General features: G+C 66.3%; 25 protein-coding genes and 1 tRNA gene. 10 read left to right on the forward strand and 16 right to left on the reverse strand.

Annotated features, from left to right (window positions below; all coding sequences use genetic code 11):
* Window positions 1–208: 208 nt before the first annotated feature.
* Window positions 209–775: a hypothetical protein gene (locus K7711_RS16825; protein WP_222970393.1), complete on the reverse strand. Its 567-nt coding sequence runs from the start codon at window positions 773–775 to the stop codon at window positions 209–211.
* A 1,345-nt stretch (window positions 776–2,120) separates the two neighbouring features.
* Between K7711_RS16825 and K7711_RS16830 the strand changes: the two genes are divergently transcribed.
* Complete coding sequence (locus tag K7711_RS16830) at window positions 2,121–2,321, forward strand: helix-turn-helix transcriptional regulator (protein ID WP_222970394.1); 201 nt, start codon at window positions 2,121–2,123, stop codon at window positions 2,319–2,321.
* Between the two features lie 16 nt (window positions 2,322–2,337).
* Window positions 2,338–3,666, forward strand: a complete 1,329-nt coding sequence (locus K7711_RS16835; protein WP_222970395.1) for a site-specific integrase — start codon at window positions 2,338–2,340, stop codon at window positions 3,664–3,666.
* Window positions 3,667–3,733: 67 nt separating this feature from the next.
* On the opposite strand, the gene K7711_RS16840 is transcribed toward K7711_RS16835, so the two are convergent.
* Window positions 3,734–3,806: transfer RNA gene (locus K7711_RS16840), tRNA-His, on the reverse strand.
* Window positions 3,807–3,871: 65 nt separating this feature from the next.
* Window positions 3,872–4,489: an oligoribonuclease gene (orn, locus tag K7711_RS16845; protein ID WP_222970396.1), complete on the reverse strand. Its 618-nt coding sequence runs from the start codon at window positions 4,487–4,489 to the stop codon at window positions 3,872–3,874.
* A gap of 256 nt (window positions 4,490–4,745) precedes the next feature.
* On the opposite strand from orn, the gene K7711_RS16850 reads away from it, so the two are divergent.
* On the forward strand, window positions 4,746–6,464 hold the full coding sequence (locus K7711_RS16850) for a helicase HerA-like domain-containing protein (protein ID WP_222970397.1): 1,719 nt from the start codon (window positions 4,746–4,748) through the stop codon (window positions 6,462–6,464).
* Window positions 6,465–6,484: 20 nt separating this feature from the next.
* Here K7711_RS16850 and K7711_RS16855 read toward each other — a convergent pair whose 3' ends face one another.
* A complete protein-coding gene (locus tag K7711_RS16855) occupies window positions 6,485–7,420 on the reverse strand; it encodes an amidohydrolase family protein (protein ID WP_222970398.1) in 936 nt (311 codons plus the stop codon).
* 94 nt (window positions 7,421–7,514) lie between these two features.
* Between K7711_RS16855 and K7711_RS16860 the strand changes: the two genes are divergently transcribed.
* Window positions 7,515–7,979, forward strand: coding sequence for a MarR family winged helix-turn-helix transcriptional regulator (locus K7711_RS16860; protein ID WP_308014789.1), 465 nt, complete (start codon window positions 7,515–7,517; stop codon window positions 7,977–7,979).
* A gap of 230 nt (window positions 7,980–8,209) precedes the next feature.
* Here K7711_RS16860 and lysA read toward each other — a convergent pair whose 3' ends face one another.
* The 6 genes from lysA to K7711_RS16890 form a co-directional block, all read right to left on the reverse strand.
* The gene (gene lysA / locus K7711_RS16865; RefSeq protein WP_222970399.1) at window positions 8,210–9,553 is read right to left on the reverse strand and encodes a diaminopimelate decarboxylase; all 1,344 of its coding nucleotides are present in this window, start codon (window positions 9,551–9,553) and stop codon (window positions 8,210–8,212) included.
* 176 nt (window positions 9,554–9,729) lie between these two features.
* Complete coding sequence (gene cmrA / locus K7711_RS16870; protein WP_222970400.1) at window positions 9,730–10,524, reverse strand: mycolate reductase; 795 nt, start codon at window positions 10,522–10,524, stop codon at window positions 9,730–9,732.
* Between the two features lie 135 nt (window positions 10,525–10,659).
* Window positions 10,660–11,253 (reverse strand): VOC family protein, encoded by a 594-nt coding sequence (locus K7711_RS16875; RefSeq protein ID WP_222970401.1) that lies wholly within the window; start codon window positions 11,251–11,253, stop codon window positions 10,660–10,662.
* Window positions 11,253–13,313 carry an NADPH-dependent 2,4-dienoyl-CoA reductase gene (locus K7711_RS16880; protein WP_222970402.1) on the reverse strand — a complete coding sequence of 687 codons (2,061 nt, stop codon included), beginning with the start codon at window positions 13,311–13,313 and terminating at the stop codon, window positions 11,253–11,255. The genes K7711_RS16875 and K7711_RS16880 overlap by 1 nt, the downstream gene beginning before the upstream one ends.
* A gap of 5 nt (window positions 13,314–13,318) precedes the next feature.
* Entirely contained in the window at window positions 13,319–13,927 is a 609-nt protein-coding gene (locus K7711_RS16885; RefSeq protein ID WP_222970403.1) for a PadR family transcriptional regulator, read from the reverse strand.
* 206 nt (window positions 13,928–14,133) lie between these two features.
* Window positions 14,134–14,775 (reverse strand): TetR family transcriptional regulator, encoded by a 642-nt coding sequence (locus tag K7711_RS16890; RefSeq protein WP_222970404.1) that lies wholly within the window; start codon window positions 14,773–14,775, stop codon window positions 14,134–14,136.
* Window positions 14,776–14,936: 161 nt separating this feature from the next.
* Here K7711_RS16890 and K7711_RS16895 point away from each other — a divergent pair, with 161 nt between their 5' ends.
* The 3 genes from K7711_RS16895 to K7711_RS16905 are packed head-to-tail and all read left to right on the forward strand — an operon-like array spanning window position 14,937 to window position 17,551.
* Window positions 14,937–16,046, forward strand: coding sequence for a ferredoxin reductase (locus K7711_RS16895; RefSeq protein ID WP_222970405.1), 1,110 nt, complete (start codon window positions 14,937–14,939; stop codon window positions 16,044–16,046).
* Between the two features lie 12 nt (window positions 16,047–16,058).
* Complete coding sequence (locus K7711_RS16900) at window positions 16,059–17,234, forward strand: fatty acid desaturase family protein (RefSeq protein WP_222970406.1); 1,176 nt, start codon at window positions 16,059–16,061, stop codon at window positions 17,232–17,234.
* Entirely contained in the window at window positions 17,231–17,551 is a 321-nt protein-coding gene (locus K7711_RS16905; protein ID WP_040831722.1) for a hypothetical protein, read from the forward strand. Before K7711_RS16900 ends, K7711_RS16905 begins: the two co-directional genes overlap by 4 nt.
* Before the next feature lie 52 nt (window positions 17,552–17,603).
* Here the strand turns inward: K7711_RS16905 and K7711_RS16910 are convergent, their stop codons facing one another.
* Window positions 17,604–18,146, reverse strand: coding sequence for a DUF4254 domain-containing protein (locus K7711_RS16910; RefSeq protein WP_222970407.1), 543 nt, complete (start codon window positions 18,144–18,146; stop codon window positions 17,604–17,606).
* A 386-nt stretch (window positions 18,147–18,532) separates the two neighbouring features.
* Between K7711_RS16910 and K7711_RS16915 the strand changes: the two genes are divergently transcribed.
* Together K7711_RS16915 and K7711_RS16920 are read left to right on the forward strand one after the other, a co-directional pair.
* Complete coding sequence (locus K7711_RS16915; RefSeq protein WP_222970408.1) at window positions 18,533–18,853, forward strand: hypothetical protein; 321 nt, start codon at window positions 18,533–18,535, stop codon at window positions 18,851–18,853.
* Between the two features lie 166 nt (window positions 18,854–19,019).
* Window positions 19,020–19,163, forward strand: coding sequence for a hypothetical protein (locus K7711_RS16920; RefSeq protein ID WP_222970409.1), 144 nt, complete (start codon window positions 19,020–19,022; stop codon window positions 19,161–19,163).
* A gap of 87 nt (window positions 19,164–19,250) precedes the next feature.
* Here K7711_RS16920 and K7711_RS16925 read toward each other — a convergent pair whose 3' ends face one another.
* The 4 genes from K7711_RS16925 to K7711_RS16940 are packed head-to-tail and all read right to left on the reverse strand — an operon-like array spanning window position 19,251 to window position 23,269.
* Entirely contained in the window at window positions 19,251–19,817 is a 567-nt protein-coding gene (locus K7711_RS16925) for a GTP-binding protein (protein WP_222970856.1), read from the reverse strand.
* A 43-nt stretch (window positions 19,818–19,860) separates the two neighbouring features.
* A complete protein-coding gene (locus tag K7711_RS16930) occupies window positions 19,861–20,277 on the reverse strand; it encodes a DUF742 domain-containing protein (protein WP_222970410.1) in 417 nt (138 codons plus the stop codon).
* On the reverse strand, window positions 20,274–20,702 hold the full coding sequence (locus K7711_RS16935; protein WP_222970411.1) for a roadblock/LC7 domain-containing protein: 429 nt from the start codon (window positions 20,700–20,702) through the stop codon (window positions 20,274–20,276). The genes K7711_RS16930 and K7711_RS16935 overlap by 4 nt, the downstream gene beginning before the upstream one ends.
* Window positions 20,699–23,269 (reverse strand): sensor histidine kinase, encoded by a 2,571-nt coding sequence (locus K7711_RS16940; protein WP_235747351.1) that lies wholly within the window; start codon window positions 23,267–23,269, stop codon window positions 20,699–20,701. Before K7711_RS16940 ends, K7711_RS16935 begins: the two co-directional genes overlap by 4 nt.
* Before the next feature lie 328 nt (window positions 23,270–23,597).
* Between K7711_RS16940 and K7711_RS16945 the strand changes: the two genes are divergently transcribed.
* The gene (locus K7711_RS16945; RefSeq protein WP_222970412.1) at window positions 23,598–24,407 is read left to right on the forward strand and encodes a DUF4389 domain-containing protein; all 810 of its coding nucleotides are present in this window, start codon (window positions 23,598–23,600) and stop codon (window positions 24,405–24,407) included.
* 9 nt (window positions 24,408–24,416) lie between these two features.
* Here the strand turns inward: K7711_RS16945 and K7711_RS16950 are convergent, their stop codons facing one another.
* Window positions 24,417–25,685 (reverse strand): ABC transporter ATP-binding protein, encoded by a 1,269-nt coding sequence (locus K7711_RS16950; protein ID WP_308014790.1) that lies wholly within the window; start codon window positions 25,683–25,685, stop codon window positions 24,417–24,419.
* Between the last annotated feature and the right edge of the window lies 1 nt (window position 25,686).

Raw genomic sequence — 25,686 nt, forward strand, 5'->3', positions numbered from 1 at the left:
GTACGCAACGGTGGCCCAAGGGGAACTCACCGCCCCACCTCGTCATGGCTGCTGGCTGCTGGCTGCTGGCTGCTGGCTGCTGGCTGCTGGCTGCTGGCTGCTGGCTGCTGGCTGCTGGCTGCTGGCTGCTGGCTGCTGGCTGCTGGCTGCTGGCTGCTGGCTGCTGGACCGAATCATACTGTGGTGCAGTCCATTTCGGCGCAGATTCTCAGGAATCGCCCGCCCTGCTGTCATTGTACGGGCTCTTTTCCTGGTTCTTGTGATTCGAGATGGAGCGATACCGGCCTTCGATTTCCAAGTCTTTTCGACAGGTCCGTACGAAGTCGTCCACGGCACCGCGCAAAGCGGTCACGGATTCCTCGTATTTCGGACGAAGACGTTGATCGATGCCGTCGCCGTGGGCGCGCTTACTGTCCGCCCGTATACCGACGATCGTGTCCCGATGCCGTGCCGCGGTCGTCAGTAGTGTATCGACGGCCGCATTGACGCGTGGAGGGCCGTAGAAGGCCACCTGCTCAGCGAGACCCGTGAGGCTGTCGAGTTGATCTTCTGGGTTCCCGACGGAGGAGTCATCCGTCGGCCACACCGCAGTTACGGCCAGCCTTCGTCCCGCCTCGATCAGTAGCAGATAAGCGGTGACCTTCTGGTCACGTGAGAGCCGACGACGTTGCGCTCGCTCGGTACGCCAGCTTTGCCATTGTGCCCCCAGAAATGCCAACGCCGCCCCAGCGAGCGTGAAGACGCCGGCTCCCCACCAGGGCACTGTCGATCCCATAAGTTGTGCAATCTATCAAACACCCGCGTCGTCCTCCGGCGCGGTCAGCTGGGACTTTCACTCCGGCGCGAAGGCCTGACACAAGGCCCTTGCGTGTGTGGTGCCTTTGAACGGAAGGAAACCGTGCGGGCTGACGAGAACAACCGGCCCCGCCGTAGCCCGCGGCCACCTTCGCGCCGAGCGGAGGGGGCGTCGCACGCGCGTTGTGCTCGAGCGGCCTGCAGGAGGCCCTGCTCCGAGCGGGGGACGCAGGTGGAACCATACGTTGCCGTTAATCGGCGACGTTGGAATTGACCTCCCCGCTGGCGACGTACCGGCAGTGGAGTGAACGGTCTCTGCCTGTCTTCCAGTGCGATTGGCTCGGGTGACTGGATGTGAGGGGTGCCGCCTGGAGCGGGGTTAGGGCTCGGACAACGGCTGCGGCCAATCTGTGGGCCGGATCTTGCCGTGTCGATTCCCAGTAGTGGCGGCGATGTCGTGGAAGTGCGCACGTCCCGGAAGGCGGGTTGGGGAACCCGGCGGTCTCCTTCCGGGGCGCGCATCGCCCGTAATGCCGTCGGCGAGCATTACGGGAGTTCATGCGGTCGAGGTGTTGATAGTCGTCGCTGTCGCTTACGACGCCGACCGCTACGGGAACTGGCCACTGGGGCAACGGGTCCAGATACCTGTTCGACCGAGGTGCGGTGCGGAGGTGGCTCCACTGCGGTGCGTTCCAGCGCAGCGATGATGTCGCTGGCTGTCAGGAACCATGTTCTTCCGGCTTTATGACCTGGGAGATGCCCATGCTTGAGCTGACGGAGATACCAACCTTCCGACTTGTGTAGCGCTCGCGCGCCGACGCTCACCGTGTACGTCCGCTGGCAGGCGATAGCCGTCCTGTCCTCATCCGGAAGTTGCGACGATGTGTCTGGTCGAAGGCCGTCTGTTGCTATTACAGGCGCATTGCCATTGTTGGATACACCTCCTGGTGCACCAGCTGGTTGCGTGCCGTTGTTGGGATGGTCTGGGGCACCTGTCATTCCACCATGGTGCGGCCTGCTCATTGATTTATCGGCACCCGAGTGTGTTGGGAAAATGGGTGGTAACAAATCCATCGCAAGAACCAGGAAATTGACGCAAATTGCCTCATGCGCCGGTCTTGATCTTTGCGATTTTGAGAAGATCATGGACCTTGGAGGATGGAACCGGCTAGCCGACGCGCAGGTGTTGCTGCCCCGGCAAGGGGCGGCGAGAGCCGTTGCTGTGCAAGCTCTTCGGAGCATCAATGTGCGCAAGGCCCATTGAGCTATCTGGCGGCTAACGGTATGGCGCTTGTCAACCCTGCACTGTTTCAAGGAGATTCGTCGTGTGCACCACAGATGCAGATCAGGTCTTCACACGTGCTGAGGTTGCTCGACGGCTGAAGCTTTCGGAGAAGACGCTCAGGAATTGGGCGGCGACGGTGCCGCCGAAGGGGCCGCGGTTTGTCCATATCGAGGGCGGGAGGGTCCGCTATCCGGTGAAGGACTACCTCGAGTGGGAGACAGCACAACTCGACGCTCGGTGATCAGAAGGAGTTGCCGGTGCCTCAAGTCGGTCTCGAGATCGGCCAGTACGGCACGATCGGCAGTAGATACTTTCCAGCCGACAAGAAGGCTCGCGCCTGGACCACATATCGGGATACCGACGGTGTGAGTCGCCCTGTCGACGCCTGGGACGTGACAGAGCCGAAGGCTCGTGCGAAGCTGCGGCGGAAACTGAATGCTCGCCAAGCACCTGCCAGGGCGTCGAAGGAAGGGCGTCTGACGTCGGAAACGCGTTTCAGTGTGGCGCTCGATAAGTACATCGCTGAGTTGGAACTCGATGAGACGATGGCTCAGCAGACCATCGATGGGTACAGGCGTCAGATCGAGAAGTCGGACGACAAGCGCGCGGATCCGGAAGCGATCAAAATCCGGCCGAGCTTGGGGCACTACAGGATCCGGGAACTGGACACTCCGGTGCTCGATGCTTACCTCACCTCGATCGCGATGCGCGGTCAGAAGCGAAAAGCTCGGTGGCACAAGACAATTATCGGCGAGACCTTGGATCTGTGTAAGCGGCACGGTGCGATCAAGGGCGACAATCCGGTCAACGGGGTCAACAAGCGTGCGATGCGGCGTAGGCGTGCCAAGCCGAAAGCCCAGGCGTGGGAACGACTTCAGGCGCTGCGCGCACAAGTAGAGCGGTGGGGGCGTGGTGAGGAAATCCCGGGTACGCCCGCATATACGTTCGGTCCGAGACGCAATGCGCAGGAACTGCTGGATGTGATGGACATGGCCGCAGGGTCGGGCGGTGTGCGTCCACACGAGGTGTTCGCGTTCTTGTGGGAGGAGGTTGAGGGCCTGGACTTCGACACGGGGCAGTGGCGGCTCGACAAGGAGTATCAGGACGGCCCTGAGGTACGACTGACAATCTCTGGCACGGTGGTGCCGATCAAGGGGCAAGGGTGGGTGCGGCAATCGTGGCTGAAAGTCGGTGACGACAAGGCGTACACGGTATTGCTGCCGTGGTTCGCGGTGAAGGTGCTGCATCGCCGATGGGACGAGGCGGGACGGCCGAGCGAGGGGTTGATCTTCACGGCCAGAAATGGGCGGGTGAAGAGCCCGAATAATTTCAACAGGTCATGGCGGTCGGCCCGGGGCACCGACTTCGCCGACGTGACGCTTGGCGCATACCGTAAGACGGTGGCGACCGCGACAGCGGATGCCAAAGGTATCGATGCTGCTGGACGTCAGCTCAACCACACGGCGGGCTCACGGGTGACTGCTCAGCACTACGTCGACCGAGCGTCCGAGGTACCGGACAACCGCGACGTACTCAACGCATACTTCTCGGCCACACCCGGCGGCGCGGCCGAAAAGTTGGCATAGCGTTGGAAATGCTCGAATCACGAAGAAGGGGCAGGCCCGGGAAAAATCCCTAACCTGCCCCTCGCGGGGTGGCTGACGGGACTCGAACCCGCGACACCCAGGATCACAACCTGGTGCTCTACCAGCTGAACTACAGCCACCATGCCGGTAACAACCGGCGCGGTAGATACTAACGCGTACCCCGGTGTGAGACCTAATCGGTGACTTACGCTGGGCTTTTTCCGGCGGGGCCGAGCCGGGCGGCGATCGTGGCGATCTCCGAGGTGGAGGGGCCGGGGGCGGCGACGAACGCGGTGCGGCGGTAGTACTCGAGTTCGCGGATGGATTCCTGGATGTCGGCGAGGGCGCGGTGCGACAGGCCCTTCTCGGGCTGGCCGAAGTAGATGCGCGGGTACCAGCGGCGGCAGAGTTCCTTGATCGAGCTGACGTCGATCATGCGGTAGTGCAGGTGTGCGTCCAGGGCGGGCATATCGCGGGCGAGGAAGCCTCGGTCGGTGGCGATGGAGTTGCCGGCCAGCGGGACGGTGCCGGGGGTAGGCGCGAACTCGGTGATGTAGTCCATGATCGCCTGTTCGGCTTCGGCCATGGTGACCGTGGAATTGCGCACCTCCTCGGTCAGCCCGGAACGCGCGTGCATCTCCTGGACGACGGGGGGCATCGCGGCCAGCGCCTCGTCGTCGGCGTGGATGACGATGTCCACACCCTCTCCGAGGACGTTGAGGTCGCTGTCGGTGACCAGCGCGGCCACTTCGATCAGCTTGTCGCTGTCCAGCCGCAGGCCGGTCATCTCACAATCCATCCACACCACAAGTTTGTCGGACACCTGGTCACATTAGCCCCGTAACCGGCAGCCGTGCCCCGGCCGGGCGGTATTTCGGGGTGTTCGCTCCGTTTTCTCCCCGCACGGCGACCCGAATCCGTGGCGTCGTGCCGTCGAAATCTGGTTGCGGTGAGATTGCCGATCGATGGTGTGTCTTTCGGTGGAAGTCATCGGCGATACTGTCTTCGCAGTATCCGTGCTTGGTCGAAGCGAACGGCAGTGTTGGCGGTCAGTTAGCAGAGCAGACGGAGGATCGGCGATGACGACACCGGCGGAGAAAGCGGCAGCCGCGCGCAAGGCGGCGCAAGAGGCAGCGCGGATCGCGGCCGAGGCGGCGGCGGAGGCCGAGGCCGCCGAGCGGGAAGCGGCTGCGGCCGAATCGGCGCAGGCCGCGGATTCGGCGGCAGGTGCGGTGAATTCGCCGGAGGCGGCCGAAAGTTCCTCGGCGGGAACCGGATCCGCGGCCGCCCGGGAGATCGCCGCCGGATACGCGTTCGAGGGCGCGAGCCTGGAACTGGGTGCGGTGCTGATCGACGGCGTGGTGGATTCAGATGCGCGCGTGCGTATTCCGATGCGGACGATGAATCGGCACGGGCTCATCGCCGGAGCGACCGGAACCGGTAAGACCAAGACGCTGCAGGGGATCGCCGAACAGCTCTCCGCCGCGGGTGTTCCGGTGGTGCTGGCCGATGTGAAGGGTGATCTGTCGGGCCTGTCGCAGCCGGGAGCGTCGAGTGACAAACTCCTCGCCCGCGCCGCGGAAACCGGTGACACGCAATGGGAGCCGAGCGGATTCCCCACCGAGTTCGTCTCGCTGGGCACCGAAGGGGTGGGCTTGCCGATCCGGGCCACGATCACCTCCTTCGGTCCAGTGCTGCTGAGTAAGGTGCTGGGGCTCAACGAAACTCAGGAATCCACGCTCGGGCTGATCTTCCACTGGGCCGACAAGCAGGGCCTGGCGCTGCTGGATCTGAAGGATCTGCGGTCGGTGATCCAGCATCTGACCAGTCCCGAGGGGAAGTCGGACCTGCAGGGCATCGGCGGGGTGTCCGCGGCGACGGCGGGGGTGATCCTGCGCGCACTGGTCAACCTCGAGGGGGAGGGCGGTGACACGTTCTTCGGTGAGCCGGAACTGGATCCGGCCGATCTGCTGCGCACCGTGGACGGGCAGGGCGTGATCACACTGTTCGAGCTGGGTGCGCAGTCCGCCCGCCCGGTGCTGTTCTCCACCTTCCTGATGTGGGTGCTGGCCGATCTGTTCCAGACGCTGCCCGAGATCGGCGATATCGACGAGCCCAAGCTCGTGTTCATCTTCGACGAGGCGCACCTGCTGTTCGCCGACGCGTCCAAGGCGTTCCTGGAACAGGTCGAGCAGACGGTGAAATTGATCCGCTCCAAGGGCGTCGGCGTCTTCTTCTGCACCCAATTGCCCACGGACATACCGAATCCGGTGCTCTCACAGCTCGGTGCGCGCATCCAGCACGCCCTGCGCGCGTTCACCCCGGACGATCAGAAGGCGCTGTCCAAAACGGTGCGCACCTATCCGAAGACCGCGGCCTACGACCTGGAGAAGGCGCTTACCTCGCTCGGCATCGGCGAGGCGATCGTGACGGTGCTGTCGGAAGTGGGTGCGCCCACCCCTGTGGCATGGTCACGTCTGCGCCCGCCGCGCTCGCTGATGAACACCATCGGTACCGACGCGATTCGCTCGCACGCGCAGTCGAGCGCCCTGTTCGGCAAGTACGGCCGGACCATCGACCGTGAATCCGCCTACGAGATCCTTGCCGCGAAAGTCGCTGCCGCACAACCCGCCCCGGAGCCGGAGTCGACTCCGAGTCGTGAACGTCCGGCACGCGACGAGCCGTCCGCCGCCGAACGCATCATGAGCAATCCGGCGGTCAAGAGTTTCCTGCGCTCGGCGGCGAACGCCGCGTCCAAGGAGATCAGCCGCAGCCTGTTCGGCACCCGCAAACGCTGACGGTAGATGACCGACCGCCGTCAGGCAGCCAGTCGCGGGAACAGTGTTTCGGCGTTGCCACGGTTGATCGCGTGCAGATCGCCTTCGGGCCAGGCGTCGTAGTGGTCCAGGTATTCGTCGTTGCGGGCCACGGATGTGGCCGGAGCGAAGGGCCCGTCGCTGCCGTAGAGGATGTGCGTCGGATCGGCGAACTCCCGAAGCGAGGGCAGGGAGGCAGGGCTGGTGGCCAGGGCCGTGTCGAGGTAGAAGCGTCGCAGTTCGGCCAGGATTTCCTCGGGATCCCTGCCGTCACCGATCAGTGGTGCGGTCAGCGCGATCCGGTAGGCGAGGAAGGGTAGCGCGCCCCCGGCGTGCGACAGGATCACCTTCACTCGCGGATGCCGGGACAGCACCCGGGAGGTGGCCATCTGCACCGCGGTGCGGGTGGTGTCGAACGGGAAGTCGACGATCGGCGCCACGATGCCGGGCAGCGCCGGCAGCTCCGATTCGGTCGGGTGGACGAAGACCACGGCCGCGCGGGCATCCAGTTCGGCCCACAGCGGCTCGAATGCGGGATCGCCGAGATAACGTCCGCCCGCATTGGTCATGAGCGTGACACCGTCGGCATGCAGCGTGTCGAACGCGTAGGCCACCTCGGCCAGCGCGCCGTCCACGTCCGGCAGCGGCAGGCTCGCGAACAGGCCGAAGCGGTCGGGTCGGTCCTTGACCAGCTCCGCGGTGAATTCATTTCCGGCACGGGCTGTTTCGCGGGCGCGAGCGTCATCGCCGAAGTGCGTGCCCGGCGCGCTGATGGACAGCACACCGGTGGTGATCTCGTTCTCGTCCATCGCCGCGATGGCGCTGCCCGGCGACCATTCGGGCAGCGGCCAGCCCTCCGGGTTCCGATCGATCAGGGTGCGCCGATAGCTCGGCGGAAGGATGTGCTGGTGGACGTCGATGCGTGCGGAATCGGTCATTACCGGACTCCCTCGTCTGTGGATGCGTCGTCACGGGTCAGATTGTCAAGCTAAATATTAGCTTGCTAACAATTAGACTGCTAGGCTAACACCCGTGACCGCGGACGACAAGGACGGCATCGAGGAGCTGGCGCGCGCCATCGACGCGCTGTTTCTGGCCATCCGTCAGGCCCGCGCCAGCGCCTTCGGCCACGATCTGCTCTCGATCTCCCAGCAGGCGCTGCTCGAACCGCTCGTCGACGAGGCCGGGCAGCCGATCGGCGGACTGCCGGTCGGCGCGCTGGCCTCCGCGGCGGGCGTCAGCGTGCCGACCGCGACACGCACGCTCAAACAGCTCGAAGCCAAAGGCGTGGTCACCCGCACCCGCGCAGTGCAGGACGAGCGGCGCGTGCTGATCGAACTGACCGACCTCGGCCTGCAGCGGATGTCCACGTTGCGCGGTCTGCGGCGCGAGGCGCAGATGCACGGTTTGGCCGTGTTCGAGCCCGAAGAGCGGATCGAACTCGCGGCCCAACTGCGCCGGTTGACCGGCATGATGAAATCCCGTGCACTGCACTGACTTCCGGTATCGCGGCGCGGTCGTTCCGAGAGATCGTCCGGGCTTGCGGCGAACCGCTGCAATCGTTGTGGACGGCGGCGAAAGCCGTGCGCTGCATTCGGGCAGTGCGGCCAAAGCAATCCGGACGAGCAACTCGACCGGGCCCACAGCAGATCTGCTCGCGGTCGCCGTGCGAGCCGAAGTGATGAAATACTCTGTACTGCACCGAAATCTGGTAGTGCGGCGACGCGTTAGCCGAGATCCCTGGCCAACAGGTCAGCCGGGGTCTCGCGACGGATCTGCTCGTGGCAGCGGCCGTTGCGGACCGAGATGATCGGCGGGCGGCCCACGCCGTTGTAGGTGGAGGCCAGGCTGTGGTGGTAGGCGCCGGTGCAGGGGACGGCCAGCACTTCGCCGGGACGCAGGTCCGCGGGCAGGCTGACGTCGGCGGCGAGGATATCGCCTGCCTCGCAATAACGTCCGGCGACGGTCGCGGTCATGTGCGGGCCGGTGGGATGGCGATTGGCGACGACCGCGTCGTACCGCGCGCCGTAGAGGGCCACGCGCGGATTGTCGTTCATGCCGCCGTCGGCGATGACGAAGGTGTGCCCGCCCTCGACATGTTTGACCGCCATCACCCGGTACAGCGTCACCCCGGCGCGCGCGACGATGGCGCGGCCGGGTTCCAGCGAGATCCGCGGCCGCGGAACGTGATTCAGCGCGCAGGCCGCGTCGAGGGCATCCTCGACGATATCGGCGAGTTCGGGCAGATTCATCTCCGCGTCGCCGCACCGGTAGGCGACCGCATGGCCGCCACCGAGATCGAGTTGCGGGAGCGTTCGGCCGTATTCTGCTCGCACACGGGACATTTCGGCGATCAGACGGCGCACGGCCTCACCGTAGAAATCGGGATCGTGGATCTGCGAACCGAGATGGCAGTGCAGGCCGACCAGTTCGAGCATGGGCTGACGCATGATGCGGTCGATCGCGTCGACCGCAGCGACGCTGCCGAGCGGGAAGCCGAATTTCTGGTCCGCCACACCGGTTCGCACCGACGGATGGCCGTGCACATCGATATCGGGGGACAGCCGCAGCAGCACCTGCTGCGGCCGGGTGGCCACCGCGGCCAGCAGGGTGATCTCGGTGATCGAATCGACCACGATCCGGCCCACGCCCGCATGTACCGCGGCCTCCAGTTCCGCGAACGGTTTCCCACTGCCGTGCAACACAATTCGCTGCGGGTCCACGCCGGCGGCCAGGGCGATGGCGAGTTCACCGCCCGAGCACACGTCGACCGACAGGCCCTCCTCGGCGACCCAGGTGGCCACCGACTTGGTCAGCAGAGCCTTTGCCGCGTAGATGATCTCGGCGTCCGGGAAGTACTTGCGGTACGCCCGGCAGCGCCGTCGCACCTCGGACTCGTCCAGGACGTAGACCGGGGTGCCGTACTGATCGGCGATATCGGCCAGTGCCACTCCACCGATGGTGATCCGGCCCAGATCGTCGTAATGCGTCTCGCACGGCCAGATGGTCGCGTCCAGACGCGGGGACAACATTCCCGACCGCAGCGACGGGAAGATCTCGAGCAGCGTCACGGCTTCTCCTGTGTTTTCCCCGCTTTCTCCTGTGGTGCGGGGCCACTGTCAGGATTACGCCGTGCACACTCGGCAGAATCACGCGATTACGCGCCCTTGACCAGCTGCGGCGCGATCTTGACGCGCTGCTGACGCCGAATGTGACCTACCCGACCTGTCGCTCGGGAAAGTGCGGCCTACCCGCCCAGCTTCTTGTAGAAGGCACCCACGATCGGCGCGGTCAGCGCACGCGGCGAGTACTGCCCCGCGACGCTCATACCCTTGCTGATCAGGCCCGGAACCACGCGCATCTTGTTGCGGTCGAGTGCGTCGATGGAGATCTTCGCGGTGTAGGCGGCGGTGACCCAGATGAAATCGGGGACCTTGCTGCCGACCTCGTCCTGATCCGGATTGTCGGTGCGGACCGGGCCGGGCGCCAGCAGCGTGACGTTGATGCCGCTGCCGGTCAGCTCGCCGCGCAGCGATTCGGAGAAGCTGTTGGTGAACGCCTTGCTGGCCGCGTAGGTGGCGTTGTTGGGGATGGGCATGTTGCCCGCCGCGGATCCGGTGATCAGGATGCCGCCGCTGCGCCGCTGCAACATGCCCGGCAGCACCGCGAGGGTCAGATCGTGCACCGCGACGGCGTTGAGCTCCATCACCGAGCGCTCGAAGTCCAGGTCCAGTTCCGCGACCGGCCCGAACGTCGCGACCCCGGCGTTGTTGCACAGGATCGCGATGTCGCGGGAGGCGAGTTCGGCCGAGAGCGGGGCGCGCTGCTCGCGATCGGACAGATCCACCGCGCGCACCTCGGCGGTGACGCCGTACCGGTCGGACAGTCGCTGGGACAGTTCGGCGAGCAAATCGCCGCGCCGGGCGATCAGGATCACCGAATAGCCGCGTCGGGCCAGCTCCTCGGCCAGCGCGGTGCCGATCCCCGAGGAGGCTCCGGTGACGACGGCACGATTGTCTGAAGTGGGTGCGGGAAGACTCACGCCGGGGAGCCTACCGGCTGTCCCGAGATCCACGCCCACGAGCGCACCCGGGAGCCCGTGTACCGGGCCTGACGCGGTGGAAACCGACTGCTCGCCGTATTCGGCTCGGACCGATGGCCCGGTCGTCGTCCGGCATCAGCGAGGTGCGGGTTCGTAGAACGCGATGCCCCAGTTCAGGTGGCCGGACCAGGCACTGGCTATCCGACCGCCCTGGACGGCGGGCTTGGGGTCGCTGATGGGCCCGTCGGCGGCGCGCACGGCGGCCACGGTGGCGTCGAGATCGCGTGTGCCGAAGGCGATTCCGGGCAGGCTGGCCGGTTTGCCGGAGGCGACGACCTCCAGCACGGTCGTCCCCGGGCGGAAGAAGGCCATTTCGGGGCCCTGCGGGCCGCGTGGGCGGAAACGTCGGCGGGGTCCCTCGCCCAGCACCGCGGTGAGTGCGGCGACGGCCTCGTCCAGATCGGGGACCCAGTACACGACGTGGTCGATGAAGCTGACCGCGTTGGGATGCGTTATGTCGTCGGGCAATTCGTCCCGGTCGCCGGACAGCAGCTCCGGAATGCCGAGCAGCTCAGGATCGGCGATGGCCCCGTCGAACCCCCAACTCGGCCGCGTGTCGATCGTGCAACTGATGCCGCCGATCAGGAAGCCTCCGTCGGAGACCGTGAAACCCAGTGCGGTCCACGCCTTCTCATCCCCGGGCATGCCGAGGCGGGTGAGCATGCCCATCAGATCCCCGCCGCCAGCCTAGTGCCCTGATCGATCGCCCGTTTGGCGTCGAGTTCGGCGGCCACGTCCGCGCCGCCGATCAGGTGGATGCGCACACCCGCGGCTCGCAGCGGCTCGACCAGCTCGCGCACGGATTCCTGTCCGGCGCAGAGGATCACGTTGTCGCAGTCGATGACGGTCGGACGGGATCGCTGTTCCCCGAAGCTGATGTGCAGCCCGCGATCGTCGATGCGCTCGTAGTTCACGCCGCCGATCTGCTCGACGCCCTTGGCCTTGACCGCGGCGCGGTGCACCCACCCGGTGGTCTTGCCCAGGCTCTTCCCGAACGATCCCGATTTACGTTGCAGCAGAACGACTTCTCTGGTCGCGGGGGAGGGACGGGCGGTGACGAGCTGGCCGGGCGCGTCCGGATCCGCCGCGGTGACGCCCCATTCCTGCATCCACTCGTCCAGCTTCAGCGCGGGGTGACCGTCGACGGTGAGGAATTCGCTGACGTCGTAACCGATTCCGCCCGCACCGATGACCGCGACCTTCTTGCCGACCGGCTTCTCCTCACGCACCAGTTCAGCGTAGGTGAGCACCTTCGGATGGTCGATACCGGTGATATCCGGGATGCGCGGGCGCACACCGGTGGCCAGCACCACCTCGTCGTACCGCCCCTCGATCAGCTCGGCCGCCTCGACCCGGCGATTCAGGAACACCCGAACCCCGGTGACCTCCAGCTTCCGCGTGAAATAGCGGATCGTCTCGTTGAACTCCTCCTTGCCCGGAATGCGCCGGGCGATGTCGAACTGTCCGCCGATCTTGTTCTCGGCCTCGAACAGATCCACCTTGTGCCCGCGTTCGGCCAGGCTCACCGCGGCCGAGAGCCCGGCCGGGCCCGCGCCGACGACGGCGATCCGGCGCATCCGCCGGGTGGGCAGCAACCGCAGCTCGGTCTCGTGCCCGGCTCGGGGATTCAGCAGACAGGACACGGTCTTGTGGACGAAGGCGTGGTCCAGGCAGGCCTGATTGCACGCGATGCAGGTGTTGATCTCGTCCTCGCGGGTCTGGCGGGCCTTGTTCGCCCAGTCCGGATCGGCCAGCAGCGGGCGCGCCATCGAGATCAGGTCGGCATCGCCCCGGGTGAGGATCTCCTCGGCGGTCTCGGGCATATTGATCCGGTTCGACGCGCACACCGGAATATCCACTCGCGCTGTGATCTTCGCGGTGAACTCGACGAACGCCGCACGCGGCACCGAGGTGACGATGGTCGGCACCCGCGCCTCGTGCCAGCCGATGTCGGTATTGATGATGCTGGCCCCGGCGGCTTCCAATTCTGTTGCCAGCGCGAGGATCTCGTGTTCGGTCTGGCCGTGCTCGACGAATTCGGCCATGGACAGCCGGAAGACGATCAGGAAGTCCGGCCCGACGGCCGCGCGAATGCGCCGCACGATCTCGATCGGGAACCGGCGGCGGTTCTCCGGTGATCCGCCCCAGCGATCGGTGCGCTTGTTGGTGCGCGGGGCGAGGAACTGGTTGATCAGATAACCCTCGCCGCCCATCACCTCGACGCCGTCGTATCCGGCGAATTTCGCCAGCTCCGCACAACGCACGTAGTCCGCGACGGTGCGCTCGACGCCCTTGCCGGACAGCTTGCGCGGCCGGAACGGATTGATCGGCGCCTTGATCGAGGAGGCCGAAACACTGAACGGCACATAGGCATATCGTCCGGCGTGCAGGATCTGCAGGGCGATCCGGCCGCCCTCGGCGTGTACCGCCCGGGTGATCGCGCGATGCCGGTACGCCTCGGTCCGGTTGGTGAGTTTCGCGCCGAAGGGCAGCAGCCAGCCCTCTCGATTGGGTGCGTATCCGCCGGTGATGATCAGACCCACGCCGCCGCGCGCCCGTTCGGCGAAATAGGCGGCCAGGCGATTGGTATCCCACGCCCGGTCCTCGAGCCCGGTGTGCATCGAGCCCATCACCACCCGGTTGCGCAGCGTGAGCGAGCCCAGCTCGAGCGGTTCGAACAGATGCGGATACGGGTTGACCGATGCGGCCGCCGCGGGATTCGCGGTCATGGATTTCACCTTTCGGAGACGGAATCCTGTTGTAGCACCGCGGAATTCGGGCTGTTCCGCGGATCCGGAGAGAGGCTGTGTACGAGTGCTTCCAGGACCTCGTCACACCATTCGACGAAGCCCGTCTCCACCCGGATGCCGCCGCGCAGCACCAGATACTGGTGCAGGGCGGGGCCGCTGAGTTGTGCGGGCGCGGGGAAATCCCGCTTCTCGATCTGCCGGTACAGCTCGAGCCGACCGGCGTGATTGTCGCGGTGCCGGGCGATCTCGGTGCACAGTGCGGGCAGGTCGCCGTGTGCGGCGGCGCGGATCTTGATGCCGAGTTCGCTGCGCTGGAAGGCGGCGTCGTCCTCGGTGGGTGCGGAGATCCAGCGGGAGAGTTCGGCGTGGCCGCTGGGACCGACGGTGTAGACCTTCTTGTCGGGGCGGCCTTCCTGGGGGACGGTCTCGCCGACGACCCAGCCGCGTTCCTCCATGCGTTTGAGGACGCGATAGATCTGTTGATGTGTGGCGTTCCAGAAGAAGCCGATGGATTTGTCGAATCGGCGCGCCAGCTCATAGCCCGAACCGGCTCGCTCGGTCAGCGACACCAGCAGCGCGTGCTCGAGGGCCATGCGGCGAGACTAATTGATACTCGACGTACTATGCAACTCGGTGCATATACCCATTCCGTTCCGAATTATCGATCCGTACGGTACCGTCGGGCTCGGTGCTCGGAGCACCGTCTTGGATACGGGAAGGGCGCCTCGCGATCCCGGGAGGCTCGCGGGGCGTTCTTCTGTGTCAGGGGAAGTCGAAATTCATTGGCCGCCATCGTGGCTCATCGCGAGGGCGTCGAGCGCCACTGCGCCATGCCCAGCGCGATCAGGCGGACCTGGCGAACGGTGCGTTCCACCAATTCCGGGCGTTCGCGGGGGAGCGCGGCGACGTAGTCGGCGATATGGCTGGCGACCGTCGAGACGATCAGATCCGCGGCCAGTTCCAGATCATCCGGAGACCAGCTGTCCAGGGCGCGCAGGCGCGAGAGGTCCACGACCAATTCCCTGGTGATGAGCTGCATTTCGATCGCGATGGCGCTGCGCAGGGCCGCCGATCCGCCGTGCCGCTCGCGGATCAGGAATCCGTACAGCGCATCGCGCCCGGCGATCTGGGTGAACACGAAACGCACCGTCTCGGCCAGTCGCGCGTCCGGGGTGCGGCGCAGATCCCGCAGGGCCAAACGCAATTGACGTACACCCTCGTCGACCAGGGTGGTGCCCAACTCGTCCAGTGAGCCGAAGTGCCGGTAGAACGCGGTGGGCACGATGCCGGCCGAGCGCGCGACCTCGCGCAGGCTCAGGGCGGCGAAGCCTCGCTCGGCGGCGAGCGCCAAAGTGCCCTCCAGCAGCGCCTGCCGGGTGCGTTCCTTGCGCTCACCTCGGGTTTCGGCCTGCTCAATCCGCTCGCTCACGTCGGTGAGCATACATCCGTTCACGATACGTCCATTCCTCAGGATGTTGCCGCGGTCACACGACCTGCTGGTTGAACTTCTGTGCCCATCCGGGGCACACTTGGTCAGTGTACAGATGTGCACCGAAAAATTGGTGGCACTACCACCCCGATGAACAGCAGTGGGAGATCGCAATGGCAGGACTCGTCGATCTGGTCCAGACGTTGACAACGCCGCATGCCCTCGATCGCTACCTGGAGCTGGTGCGGCCGACGCTGACCGTGCGCGACATGCGCGCGGAGATCATCACGGTGCGTCGTGACACGCCCGGCTCGGTCACCTTGACGCTGCGGCCCACCCGGCAGTGGCGCGGCCATCTCGCGGGACAGTACGTGCAGATCGGCGTGCTGATCGGCGGCGTCAAGCACACCCGGTGCTATTCGCCGATCGACGTGGAGGCCGGTTCCCAGCGGCGGCTGCGACTCACCGTCAAGGCGCATCCCGAGGGCCTGGTCTCGCAGTACCTGCACCGGCACGCCGCACCCGGCATGGTCGTGGACCTGGCGCCCGCGGCGGGCGTGTTCACCCTGCCGCGGGTCCGTCCGGACAAGATCGTGCTGATCAGCGGCGGCAGCGGCATCACGCCGGTGCTGTCCATGCTGCGCACCCTGGATGCGGAGGGCTACCGCGGCCCGGTGGCCTTCCTGCACTACGCGCAGTCCCCGGAGGCGGTGCCGCATCGTGCCGAACTCGACGCGATCGCCGCGCGACGCACCAATTTCCGTATCGCGCTGTGCTATCCGGAACTGGACCTGTCCGAGGTGCTGCACGGTGCGCCGTGGAGCTGCGCGGCCAACCCGGTCGCCGGCTTCTTCGATCACGAGCAGCTCGAGCGGGTCGCGCCGTGGTTCGCCACCGCCGAGACCTACGTGTGCGGTCCGGCTCCGCTGATGCACTCGGTCCGCGAGGTCTTCCGGGGCGAGCAGCTCGAACATCGGCTGCACTCCGAGGAATTCACGCTCACCGCCGCTCCGGTCGATCCGCAGCAGGTCACCGGGACCACCACCTTCTCCGCCAGCGGCACGGAGGCACGCAACACCGGCGAGACCCTGCTCGATCAGGCCGAATCGGCCGGTCTCACACCGGAATACGGCTGCCGGATGGGAATCTGCTTCTCCTGCACCTCGATCAAGCGCTCGGGCTGCACCCGCAACCTGCGCACCGGGGAGCTCGACAGCGATCCCGACCAGCCGATCCAGCTCTGCATCAACGCCGCCGTGGGCGACGTGGACATCGACATCTGAGAGGGGAACGACATGGCAATTCTCACCGAAACCAAGGACGGCCCGCTGGTCCTGAGCCCGGAGCAGGTCGAGGAGATCGGCCGCGCGCTCGACGAGCTGCGCGAGCGCATCACCGCCGATCTGGGCGAGAAGGACCGCGAGTACATCTATTCGATCATCAAGGCGCAGCGCGGATTCGAGGTCGCCGGGCGCGGTCTGATGTATCTGGGCTTCCTGCCGCCGTTCTGGCTGGCGGGCGTGGCGGCGCTGAGCCTGTCCAAGATTCTGGACAATATGGAGATCGGCCACAACGTCATGCACGGCCAGTGGGACTGGATGCGTGAGCCGGGCCTGAATTCCCGTGTGTTCGAATGGGACACGGTCTGCCCGGCCGATCAGTGGAAGCATTCGCACAACTACATGCACCACACCTACACCAACATCCACGGCCGCGACCGCGACATCGGCTACGGCATCCTGCGCATCGACGAGGCCCAGGAGTGGAATCCGTACTACCTGGGCAACCCGGTCTACGCCTTCCTGCTGATGATGCTCTTCGAATGGGGCGTCATGGTGCACGACCTCGAGGCGGACAACATCGTCAAGGGCAATCGCTCGTGGTCCGATGTCAAGCGCCTGCTCAAGGGGCAGTGGCGTAAGGCGGGCAAGCAGGTGCTCAAGGACTATGTGGCGTTCCCGCTGCTGTCCGGCCCACTGTTCTTCTCCACACTGGCCGGGAACGTCACGGCGAACCTGGTGCGCAACGTGTGGGCGTACTCGATCATCTTCTGCGGGCACTTTCCCTCCGGCGTACAGACGTTCACCGAGGAGGAGACCGCACAGGAGTCGCGCGGCGAGTGGTACGTGCGGCAGATGCTGGGTTCGGCCAACATCACCGGCAGCAAGCTGTTCCACATCCTGTCCGGCAACCTGTCGCATCAGATCGAACACCACCTGTTCCCGGACCTGCCCGCGAACCGGTATCCGGAGATCGCGCCCGAGGTTCGCGCCCTGTGCGAGAAGTACGGACTGCCCTACAACGCCGGTTCGCTGAGCCGCCAGATCGGTTCGGTGTGGGGCAAGATCTTCCGCCTGGCCCTGCCGCCCGCGCTCGCCGGGAAGGCCGCCCAGCCCGGTGTTATCGTGATGCGTAGCAGCTCGAGCACCAACGAGCGACAGCCGGATCCGAGCGAAGCGGGCGTTGAATGATCGGAAAATTCGAGAGCAACAAGGATCTGATCCAGGAGCTGACCCAGTCCGGGGCGCGGCACGTCGGCAATATCGCCTCGATCATCACCGGCACGGTGTCGGAGGTGACCCGCGAGATCGGCGACTGGATCACCGACACGATCGAGATGCGCGAGGCGGCCGCGGCCGCGGAACGCGATCGGGAGGCCGCCGCGCGGGTGAACGCGGGCCGGGAGGAGCCGGACGTTCTCATCGACGATCCGGCGCCCAGTGCACGGGTGTCCGCCGACCAGCCGTACATCGACGCGGACGTCGAGATCGTCGATCCGGAGCGCTGAGCCGCTGCGGTGATGCCGAGGGCGGCCGCCGCGCCGCCGGGCGGCATCGTGCTCAGAACACCGGCAACCGGCGTCGTCGTTCGGCGACGTCGGTGATCAGATCCTTGTAACCGTCGGTGAGTTCGGCCAGACGCACCCAGTGCAGGTGAGCCTCGAGGTCCACCTCCCGGGGCTGCGGGCCGGACTCACCGTCGTCTCGAAGCAGGCCCAGAGCATCCTGGGCCGCAACCCATTTCGCCGCCAGACGGTCGATCACCGCGCCCAGGGTCTCGGTGTGCAGGGTCGCGCCGGTCCGGTGCGGGATCGTTTCGGCCACCCAGATATCTATTCCCGCAACGAGTTTCGCTCGCTCGGAGTCGATGGCCCCGACCGTTCGGCTGCAGTGTGCGAGCCGGTCGCTGTCGATACCGCGCGTGTGCGCCGTGGTCACCGCCTGATGTCGTCGTTCGTGGCAGTCCACCAGCGCGTGCGCGGCCCGGAGCACGGCGTGCGGGCGCACCTGCCGGTCCGCCGGGGTGTGAAAGGCTCGCAGCAGTTCCGGTGCCGTCGGCAGCTCGCCGAAACCATTACGGGCACCGGCATATTCGGTCGCCATGGCATTCCCGACCTCACATCCGATATCGGATCGTGTTTACGCGCACCGAAAATTCCGAGTGGGGACACTCATGGATCCGGCGCAGTCCCTTTCCCGGACAACGCAGTCCGCCACGGAACGCGCGGCGGGAGCCGGGTAATCCGCGTCGATGCGATGGAGTGAGTCCAGGAAAAGGGGACTCTTTCAGGAAAGCGCGCGTGAACACGGTGCGCAACCGTCGCTGCCCCCAATGGTGGAAGCTGCCGGGTAATCGTTATACACAATCACGACAGGGTCACATGATCGCGAAGATCGGTGCTTCACCGATCCGGCGCGACTCGCTGTCGGCAACCGTGCAGCGAGCCTGGTCGCGCACGTGCTTCGCCCCTTCCGTAACCTGGTAGTTCGTGTCCGCCTATGTGTCCTCACCGGAGTTGACCTTCGGCTTCCTGTTCGCGCTGGAAGATCCGGAGCGAATCGCAGAGGTGGTCCGTCAGCTCATGGAACGTCAGGTGGTCTCGGTCTTCCGGATGGCTCCGATGTCCGGGGCCGACGGTCCGCCCGAACGCTACGTCGTCAATTGGGCGGCCATTCCGCAGATCGCGATCACCACCGCCGCGCCGGAAGCTGATGAGTTGCTGGAGCGCCGGACGATGCTGATCAACGCATTCCTGAGTGAGAGCGGCGAGATCAGCCTGTACTCCGCCGAAGGTAAAACGCCGAGGTAGCTGGGGGTGGTAGATGTGACATGCATCGCCCGTATCCGGCGCCTCGTTACGGTGATCTTAAACATGGTCGCTTCTTATTGTCCTCACAGTTATGGGACAGCGAACTCTTAGAACAGCCCGCCAGGGTGGAACTGGTCGTTGGTCCAACAAGGACCGACGGCAGTTCATGTCCCAGACAGAGAGGTTGACCTCCATGATTCCGGTCATCATCGACACCGGTTCCGCCGCCCTCCACGGCCTGCTCGGCACCGGTAGCGCAGCTGCTCACGGCATTCTGAGCACCCTGTGGACCGGCTCGTTCGGCGGCTGATCGAACAGTGACCTCGCACCCGAGGGGGTGCTCGAATCCGCCCCGGCCTCGTGTGGCCGGGGCGGATTCATGTCCGGAGGGTGCGGGTCAGCTCGCCCGGACCGAATGTGCGGCCAGGCGTGCGGCCAGTACCTGCTCGAGCAGGACCACCAGAACCTGCTTGACCGAGTCGCGATCGCGGGCGTCGCATTCGACCAGCGGCACCGCCTCACGGACCCCCAGTGCCTCGCGTACCTCGGCCAGTTCGAACCGGGCGCCCTCGGCGAAACGGTTGACCGCCACCACGAAGGGGGTTTCGTGCTGTTCGAAGAAGTCCAGCACCGGATAGCAGTCCTGGATGCGGGCGGTGTCGACCAGGATCACGCCGCCGAGCGCGCCGTCGAGCAGGTCGTCCCACAGGAATTCGAACCGCTCCTGGCCCGGCGTGCCGAACAGGTACAACACCAGCGACCGGTCCAGGGTGATGCGGCCGAAGTCCATCGCCACGGTCGTGGTCGTCTTCTCGGTGCGCAGGCCCGGATCGTCCACGCCCACCGAGACTTCCGTCATCGCCGCCTCGGTGGACAGTGGCTCGATCTCGGAGATGGCGCCGATGAATGTGGTCTTGCCGACCCCGAATCCGCCACTGACCACGATCTTGACCGAGAAGGCCATCGGTTCCGGCGGGGTGGTGGCGAGCTCCGGGGGGTTGCGAAACTCAGAGTGCCCGAACAAGATCCCTGATCCTCTCGATGACTGCGGTGGAAATTTCCTGGTCCTGGGCCACCGACGCATGTCCGGCGGCCACCAAGTCGCCGACCACGACCCGGGCCACACCGATCGGAACATGTAGTGCGGCAGCGATTTCCGCGATCGACTGCGGCTGCTGACACAACCGTACGACAGTTCGAAGCTCGAAGCGTAGCGGGGCCGACAGTGCCTCGGGTGCGGCGTGGACCAGGGTTTCGATGCGCAGTCCCTCGATCATCGGGGTGGTCCGGCCACCGGTCATCAGGAACGGGCGCACCACGGGCTCGGGATCCGATGGCCCCGCGGGTGCGCCGAACTCGGGGCCATCGGGTGAGTGTTGGGCCGGGGCGATCGGAGGATCGGGCGCCCGGTGCTGACCGGTCATCTGCGTAGCGACTCTCGCAACTCGCTGATCAGCGCCGGTGTGAGCAGCGATCCGGCCCGCTCGGCGAGTACGGCCATCTGGTAGCCGACCAGGCCGATATCGCTGTCGCTGTCGGAGATCACGCCGATGCAGCTGCCGTCGGCAACCGCCGAGATGAGCAGGAAACCGCGCCGCATCTCGATCATGATCAGTTTGAGTCCGTCGAAATCATAACTGCGCGAAGCGCTTCGGGACAGGCTCACCAGACCTGACACCATCGCGGCCAGACGATCCGCCCCGGCGCGGTCCAGTCCGTCCGACATCGCCATGAGCAATCCGTCCGAGGACACCGCCACGGTGTCGCGGACGCCGTCGGTGGTACGCACGAAATCGGCGAGCAGCCAGTTGAAGGTGTGCGGACCGGAATCCGGCAGTTGTGTGGTCACCGGGTTTCCTCCTGTGCAATCGATGCCGGAACCGCTGGGGCCTCGTCCAGCAGGCCGCGTCGGTGGCCCGCGCGGAAGCTGGTGAGCATCCCGCGGACCTGCTCGGGTGAGCGATCGACGGCGGGCGCCGCCGGAGGCCCGGACGAACCGACCACGGGGGCTGGTGCTGTCGTGCCGGGAATCTTCTTGGCGCGCTTGACGAGACCATTTCGGGTCCGTTGCACCTCGGGGTCGGGTGCGGCATCAGTGTAGTGAATTCCGTTGGAGTCCGAAGCAGGTGCCGTGTCTTTCGGCCCGCCGAGCTGATGACGTTGCGCGGCAGTGGTGTTCAGCAACTTCTTCAGCGGGCCCGCCGGCAGCGTGGGGAACGGGTCCGGACGATCGCCGAGTTCGACGGCGTCGGGATCGAGCGCGGGCCGTTCCGGCTGCTCACGGCCCTGCCCGGAACCTTCGGGGAGTTCGCGCCGGGCCTTGGAGTGCGCGGGCGTCGCGGGCCAGCCCGGAACGTCGAATCCGCTGTATCCGTCGCGCTGCGACCCGGTCGGTGCGGCCGCGGGGATCGCGGCGGCCGTGCGACCCGGCGCGAGTTCGGCCAGATCCTGCGCGACCGGCTCCAACGCGGGCAGCCGCTCGGCGGGCGGCAGCGACACAGTGGTCCAGACCGGTTGTGCCGGTTCGAGTTTGCGAGCGGCGGTCAGGGCGACGTCGCTGCCGATCAGGGTGGTGGGCAACAGGATCCGCGCGGCCACGCCACTGATCGGTGACGCGGTCAGCTCGACCTCGATGCCCAGGCGCTTGGCCAGTCGCCCGACGACGTAGTGCCCCAGGAAGCGGGTCGGTGCGACCAGGAAGTCCGCGTCGCCGCGCAGCCGCGCATTGGCGGCGGCCAGCTGGTCCTCCGGCAGGCCGATCCCGTGGTCGACCACCGCCAGCATGTACTGCTGGCCCAGGCGACGACCGTAGATCTCGACCTCGACATCCGGTGGGGAGAAGGCCAATCCGTTCTCGATCAGCTCGGCCAGCATGTGCGCCAGCTCGCTCACCGCCGACCCGGAGATCGATACGTCATCGATGCGGCGCAGCACGACGCGGCGGTAGTCCTCGACCTCCGAGAGCGCGGCCCGGATGACGTCGGTCAGCGGGATCGGCTCACTCCAGCGCCGCGGGCTCGCCGCGCCGACCAGCACCAGCAGGCTCTCGGCGTTGCGGCGCATGCGGGTGGCCAGGTGATCGAGCTGGAACATGTTCGACAGCGTCTTGGGGTCGAGTTCCTCGCGTTCGAACTCGCTGATCAGCCCGAGCTGGCGGCGCAGCAGATTCTGGTTGCGCCGCCCGAGGTTACCCAGCGATTCGGTGATGTTGCGGCGCAACAGCGCCTGCGCCGAGGCGAGTTCGAAGGCGGTGGTCTGCAACCGGTCGAATGCCTCTGCGACCGAGACGATTTCGTTACTCGCGTTGTGCGGCGTGCGCACCGGTTCGGGCGGATCGGGGTCGCTGGCGTCCTCCTGCTGCCAGGCGGCGATCAGCGCGGGCAGGCGCTGGGCGGCCACTTCGTCGGCCTCGCGAGCCAGCGCCGCGAGCGGGCGCACGATGGCCCGCACACCCGTGACCACCAGTGCCACCAGGATCAGCAGCGCGATCACGGCGGCGGCGGTGTAGGCGATCAGCGTGATCTCCGAGATGCGGCGCAGATCCTGGGCGCGATGCTGGATGTCCGCGCCGATGGACCGCTGCACATCGCGTTCGGCGTCGATCACCGTCGAGGTCTGCGTCCACCACTGTCCGGGCGGCACGAGTTCGGCGAGCTGACCGTCCTGCGCGGCGGCGGCGACCGCCAGCGACAGCGCGGCCGCGGTCGCGTTCGGCGAGTGCATGGCGTCGTCCAGCAGGGCGCGCTGGCCCGCCGTGGCGTCGCGCGGAAATGCTGCCAGGGCAGCCTGTTTGGCCGCATCGATCTGCAGGAACTGCACATACTCGCCGGGCTGGAAGGCGTTGGCGGCGAAGACGCCGGTCAGGAATCCGCGTTCCTGTCCGGTGAACTCCTTGACATCGCCCAGCGCGTACAGCGCCTGCAGACCGCGCCAGATCCGCGGGTCGCTGGCCCGGTCCAGGCCGGGGCGGGTGCGGTCGAGCGCGGCGACGGCATCGCTGTAGAACGCGAACGCGTCGGAGCGGTCGATGCGCTGACCGTCCACCTCGGCTCGTGTGCTGCTCAGCGACGTCAATTGCGCCAGGGCCGTGCGGACTTCGGTGGTGCCGGGCGCGTCGGCGGTCAGCGTCGCGTTCAAGGCCAGCAGGGCCCGGTCGGTGGCCGGGCGTTGCGTGTCGAGCGTCTGGCGCATCGCGGCGTCGCCGCCGAGCATGCCGTTGGTGAGACCGCGTTCGCGCTGAATCTCGTGCACCAGATCCTGGACCGACAATGCCAGCGATACCGCGTGCACCGTATCTCCGCTGTCGCGGTAGGCGCGCACCTCGCTGGTGAGCACGACTCCCAGCAGCGCGAGCACCAGGACGACCGAAACCACGAGTACCCTGATCAGCTGCCCGCGGATGGTGCGAGGACGCAACAGCCTCGCCGCCGGGTTACGCCTTTTGCCGCCTTTCGGTGACAACCGCGCTCGACGGAATTGCACTTCCACTCCTCATTTCCCTCTCCGCGGCCCGGTGGCTCGAACGTCGCGGAGAATCAGAAGCAAGGTGTCACATGAGGGTCGTTCGCGCAACACGAAGGCCAGCCCGACCGGGCCATGTGACGCGCCGGGGCGGATGTGCGCGACGCGCCGGAGTCGATGACACATCCACCCGGTAAATACGCATGAATGTGACCTGGCTGCGAAACAATTGATGGTGCCAGGGCTCGGCGGCGAGCCGGAAACGCCCGAGAGGAGCGTGGTCATGCAACCTGATACCCCCGTTTACCCGGTCCGCGTCCGAGGTGATCTGGACCCGGCGCTGTCGCGCTGGCAATGGATCATCAAATGGATTCTCGCGATTCCGCATTACATTGTGCTGTTTTTCCTGTACATTGCCTACTTCGTGGTCACCGTGATCGCATTCTTCGCGATCCTGTTCACTGCTCGTTATCCGCGCGGGCTATTCGATTTCAATGTCGGGGTCATGCGCTGGGGCTGGCGGGTCAGGTTCTACGCGCTCTCCCCGCTGGGCACCGATCGCTATCCGCCGTTCAGTCTGCGGCCCGACGAGAACTACCCGGCCGACCTCGATGTCGACTATCCCGAGCGGCTGAATCGCTGGCTGGTGCTGATCAAGTGGTGGTTGCTGGCGATTCCGCAGTATCTGATCGTCGCGGCGATCGCCGGTGGCGGCATGGGGTTCTGGGGCGGCGGGCATCACGGCCACCACGGACATCACGGCCACATGCACAACATGGGCGGCGAGAGCTGGATCTCGCTGCTGACCATCCTGGTGCTCATCGCCGCGATCGGTCTGCTGTTCACCGGGAAGTACCCGCGCGGGCTGTTCGACTTCGTGATGGGCTTGGTGCGCTGGATAATCCGGGTGCGCGTGTACAGCTCGCTGATGCGTGACGAGTACCCGCCGTTCCGGTTGGATCAGGGTGCTCGCGAGCCCGGTGCTGCGGTGGCGGCCGTGTCCGGCCCGGCTCCGGAGTCCGGCCCCGCACCCGAGGCAGGGGTCGAGCCCGAGGCAGGGCCCAGCCCGGAGCCGGGATCCGAATCCTCCTGAGCCGCGGCGCTATCGGGCGCGACGGCCGGATACTCCGTCGGCTTCGGCGGCCGAGCCGGGGCCCGGTCCCGAACTCGGCCCCGGATTCTCCTGAGCCGCAGCATGATCGGGTGTCGCTACCTGATGGTCGGTATCCCCTCCGGCCCCTGCCGGACCAGGTGGAACCTCGCCGGAGGGGAGCGGTTCGATCTGCGAGTGCGCGTCCTCGCCGAGATTCGGCGGGGACGCGCTGCTGTGCGGGGACGGTTGCTCTGTGCGGTCCTGCTGCTGTGTCGGGTCCTGTTGCTGCGTGAGATCCTGCTTCTGCGCGAGGTCCTGCGACCGGTAGATCCGCCGCACCACATCCTCGATATCGGGTTCCTCGATGGACAGATCGCGCACCTCCGCCCGCGCCGAGACGGCGGTGAGCAGCTGTGCGGCCGTGACCACCTGGGGATCGAAGGCCAGCCGCTGCCGGATGCCGCCGCCCTCGCTGGCGATGAGCTGGGCCCCGGGCAGGCCGGTGAGTTCGGGGGCGGGCACGGCCAGATCCACCACGAGCATCCGGCGCACCTGCACCGTGGCGGCCAGACCGGTGAGGGTGCCGTCGTAGACCAGGCGGCCGTGATCGACCACCAGCACCCGTTCGCACAGCCGCTCGATATCGCCCATGTCGTGCGTGGTCAGCAGCAGGGTGGTGCCGCGTTCGATGCGCTCGTAGGACAGGAAATCGCGTAATCGCTGTTTGGACAGCACATCCAGGCCGATGGTGGGTTCGTCCAGGATCAGTAGCTCGGGCGAATGCAGCAGTGCCGCAGCGATTTCCGCGCGCATGCGCTGGCCCAGGGACAGCTGCCGCACGGGCGTGTCGAGGGTGTGCGCCATCTCCAGCTGTTCGATCAGTTCGTGGATGCGTTTGCTCGCCCGATCCGGATCCAGCCGGTGGATGGCCGCCAGGATGGTGAACGATTCGCGCAGCGGCAGATCCCACCACAGTTGGGAACGTTGCCCGAACACCACCCCGATGTGCCCGGCCAGCTCCCGGCGCTGGCGCACCGGTTCGAGACCGCAGGTGCGCACCGTCCCCGCGGTGGGCACCAGAATGCCGGTGAGCATCTTGATGGTGGTGGATTTGCCCGCGCCGTTGGCCCCGATATATCCCACCGCCGCACCGGGTTCGATGCGGAAGCTCATCCGGTCGACCGCGGTGATCACCTCGCGACGTCGTCGTCGCCACCGCCCCTCCTGCTTGCGATGGATGACGAATTCCCTTGTCAAATCGGTGATCTCGATGGACACA

The organism is Nocardia coffeae, from assembly GCF_019890715.1.
Taxonomy (GTDB): domain Bacteria; phylum Actinomycetota; class Actinomycetes; order Mycobacteriales; family Mycobacteriaceae; genus Nocardia; species Nocardia jiangxiensis.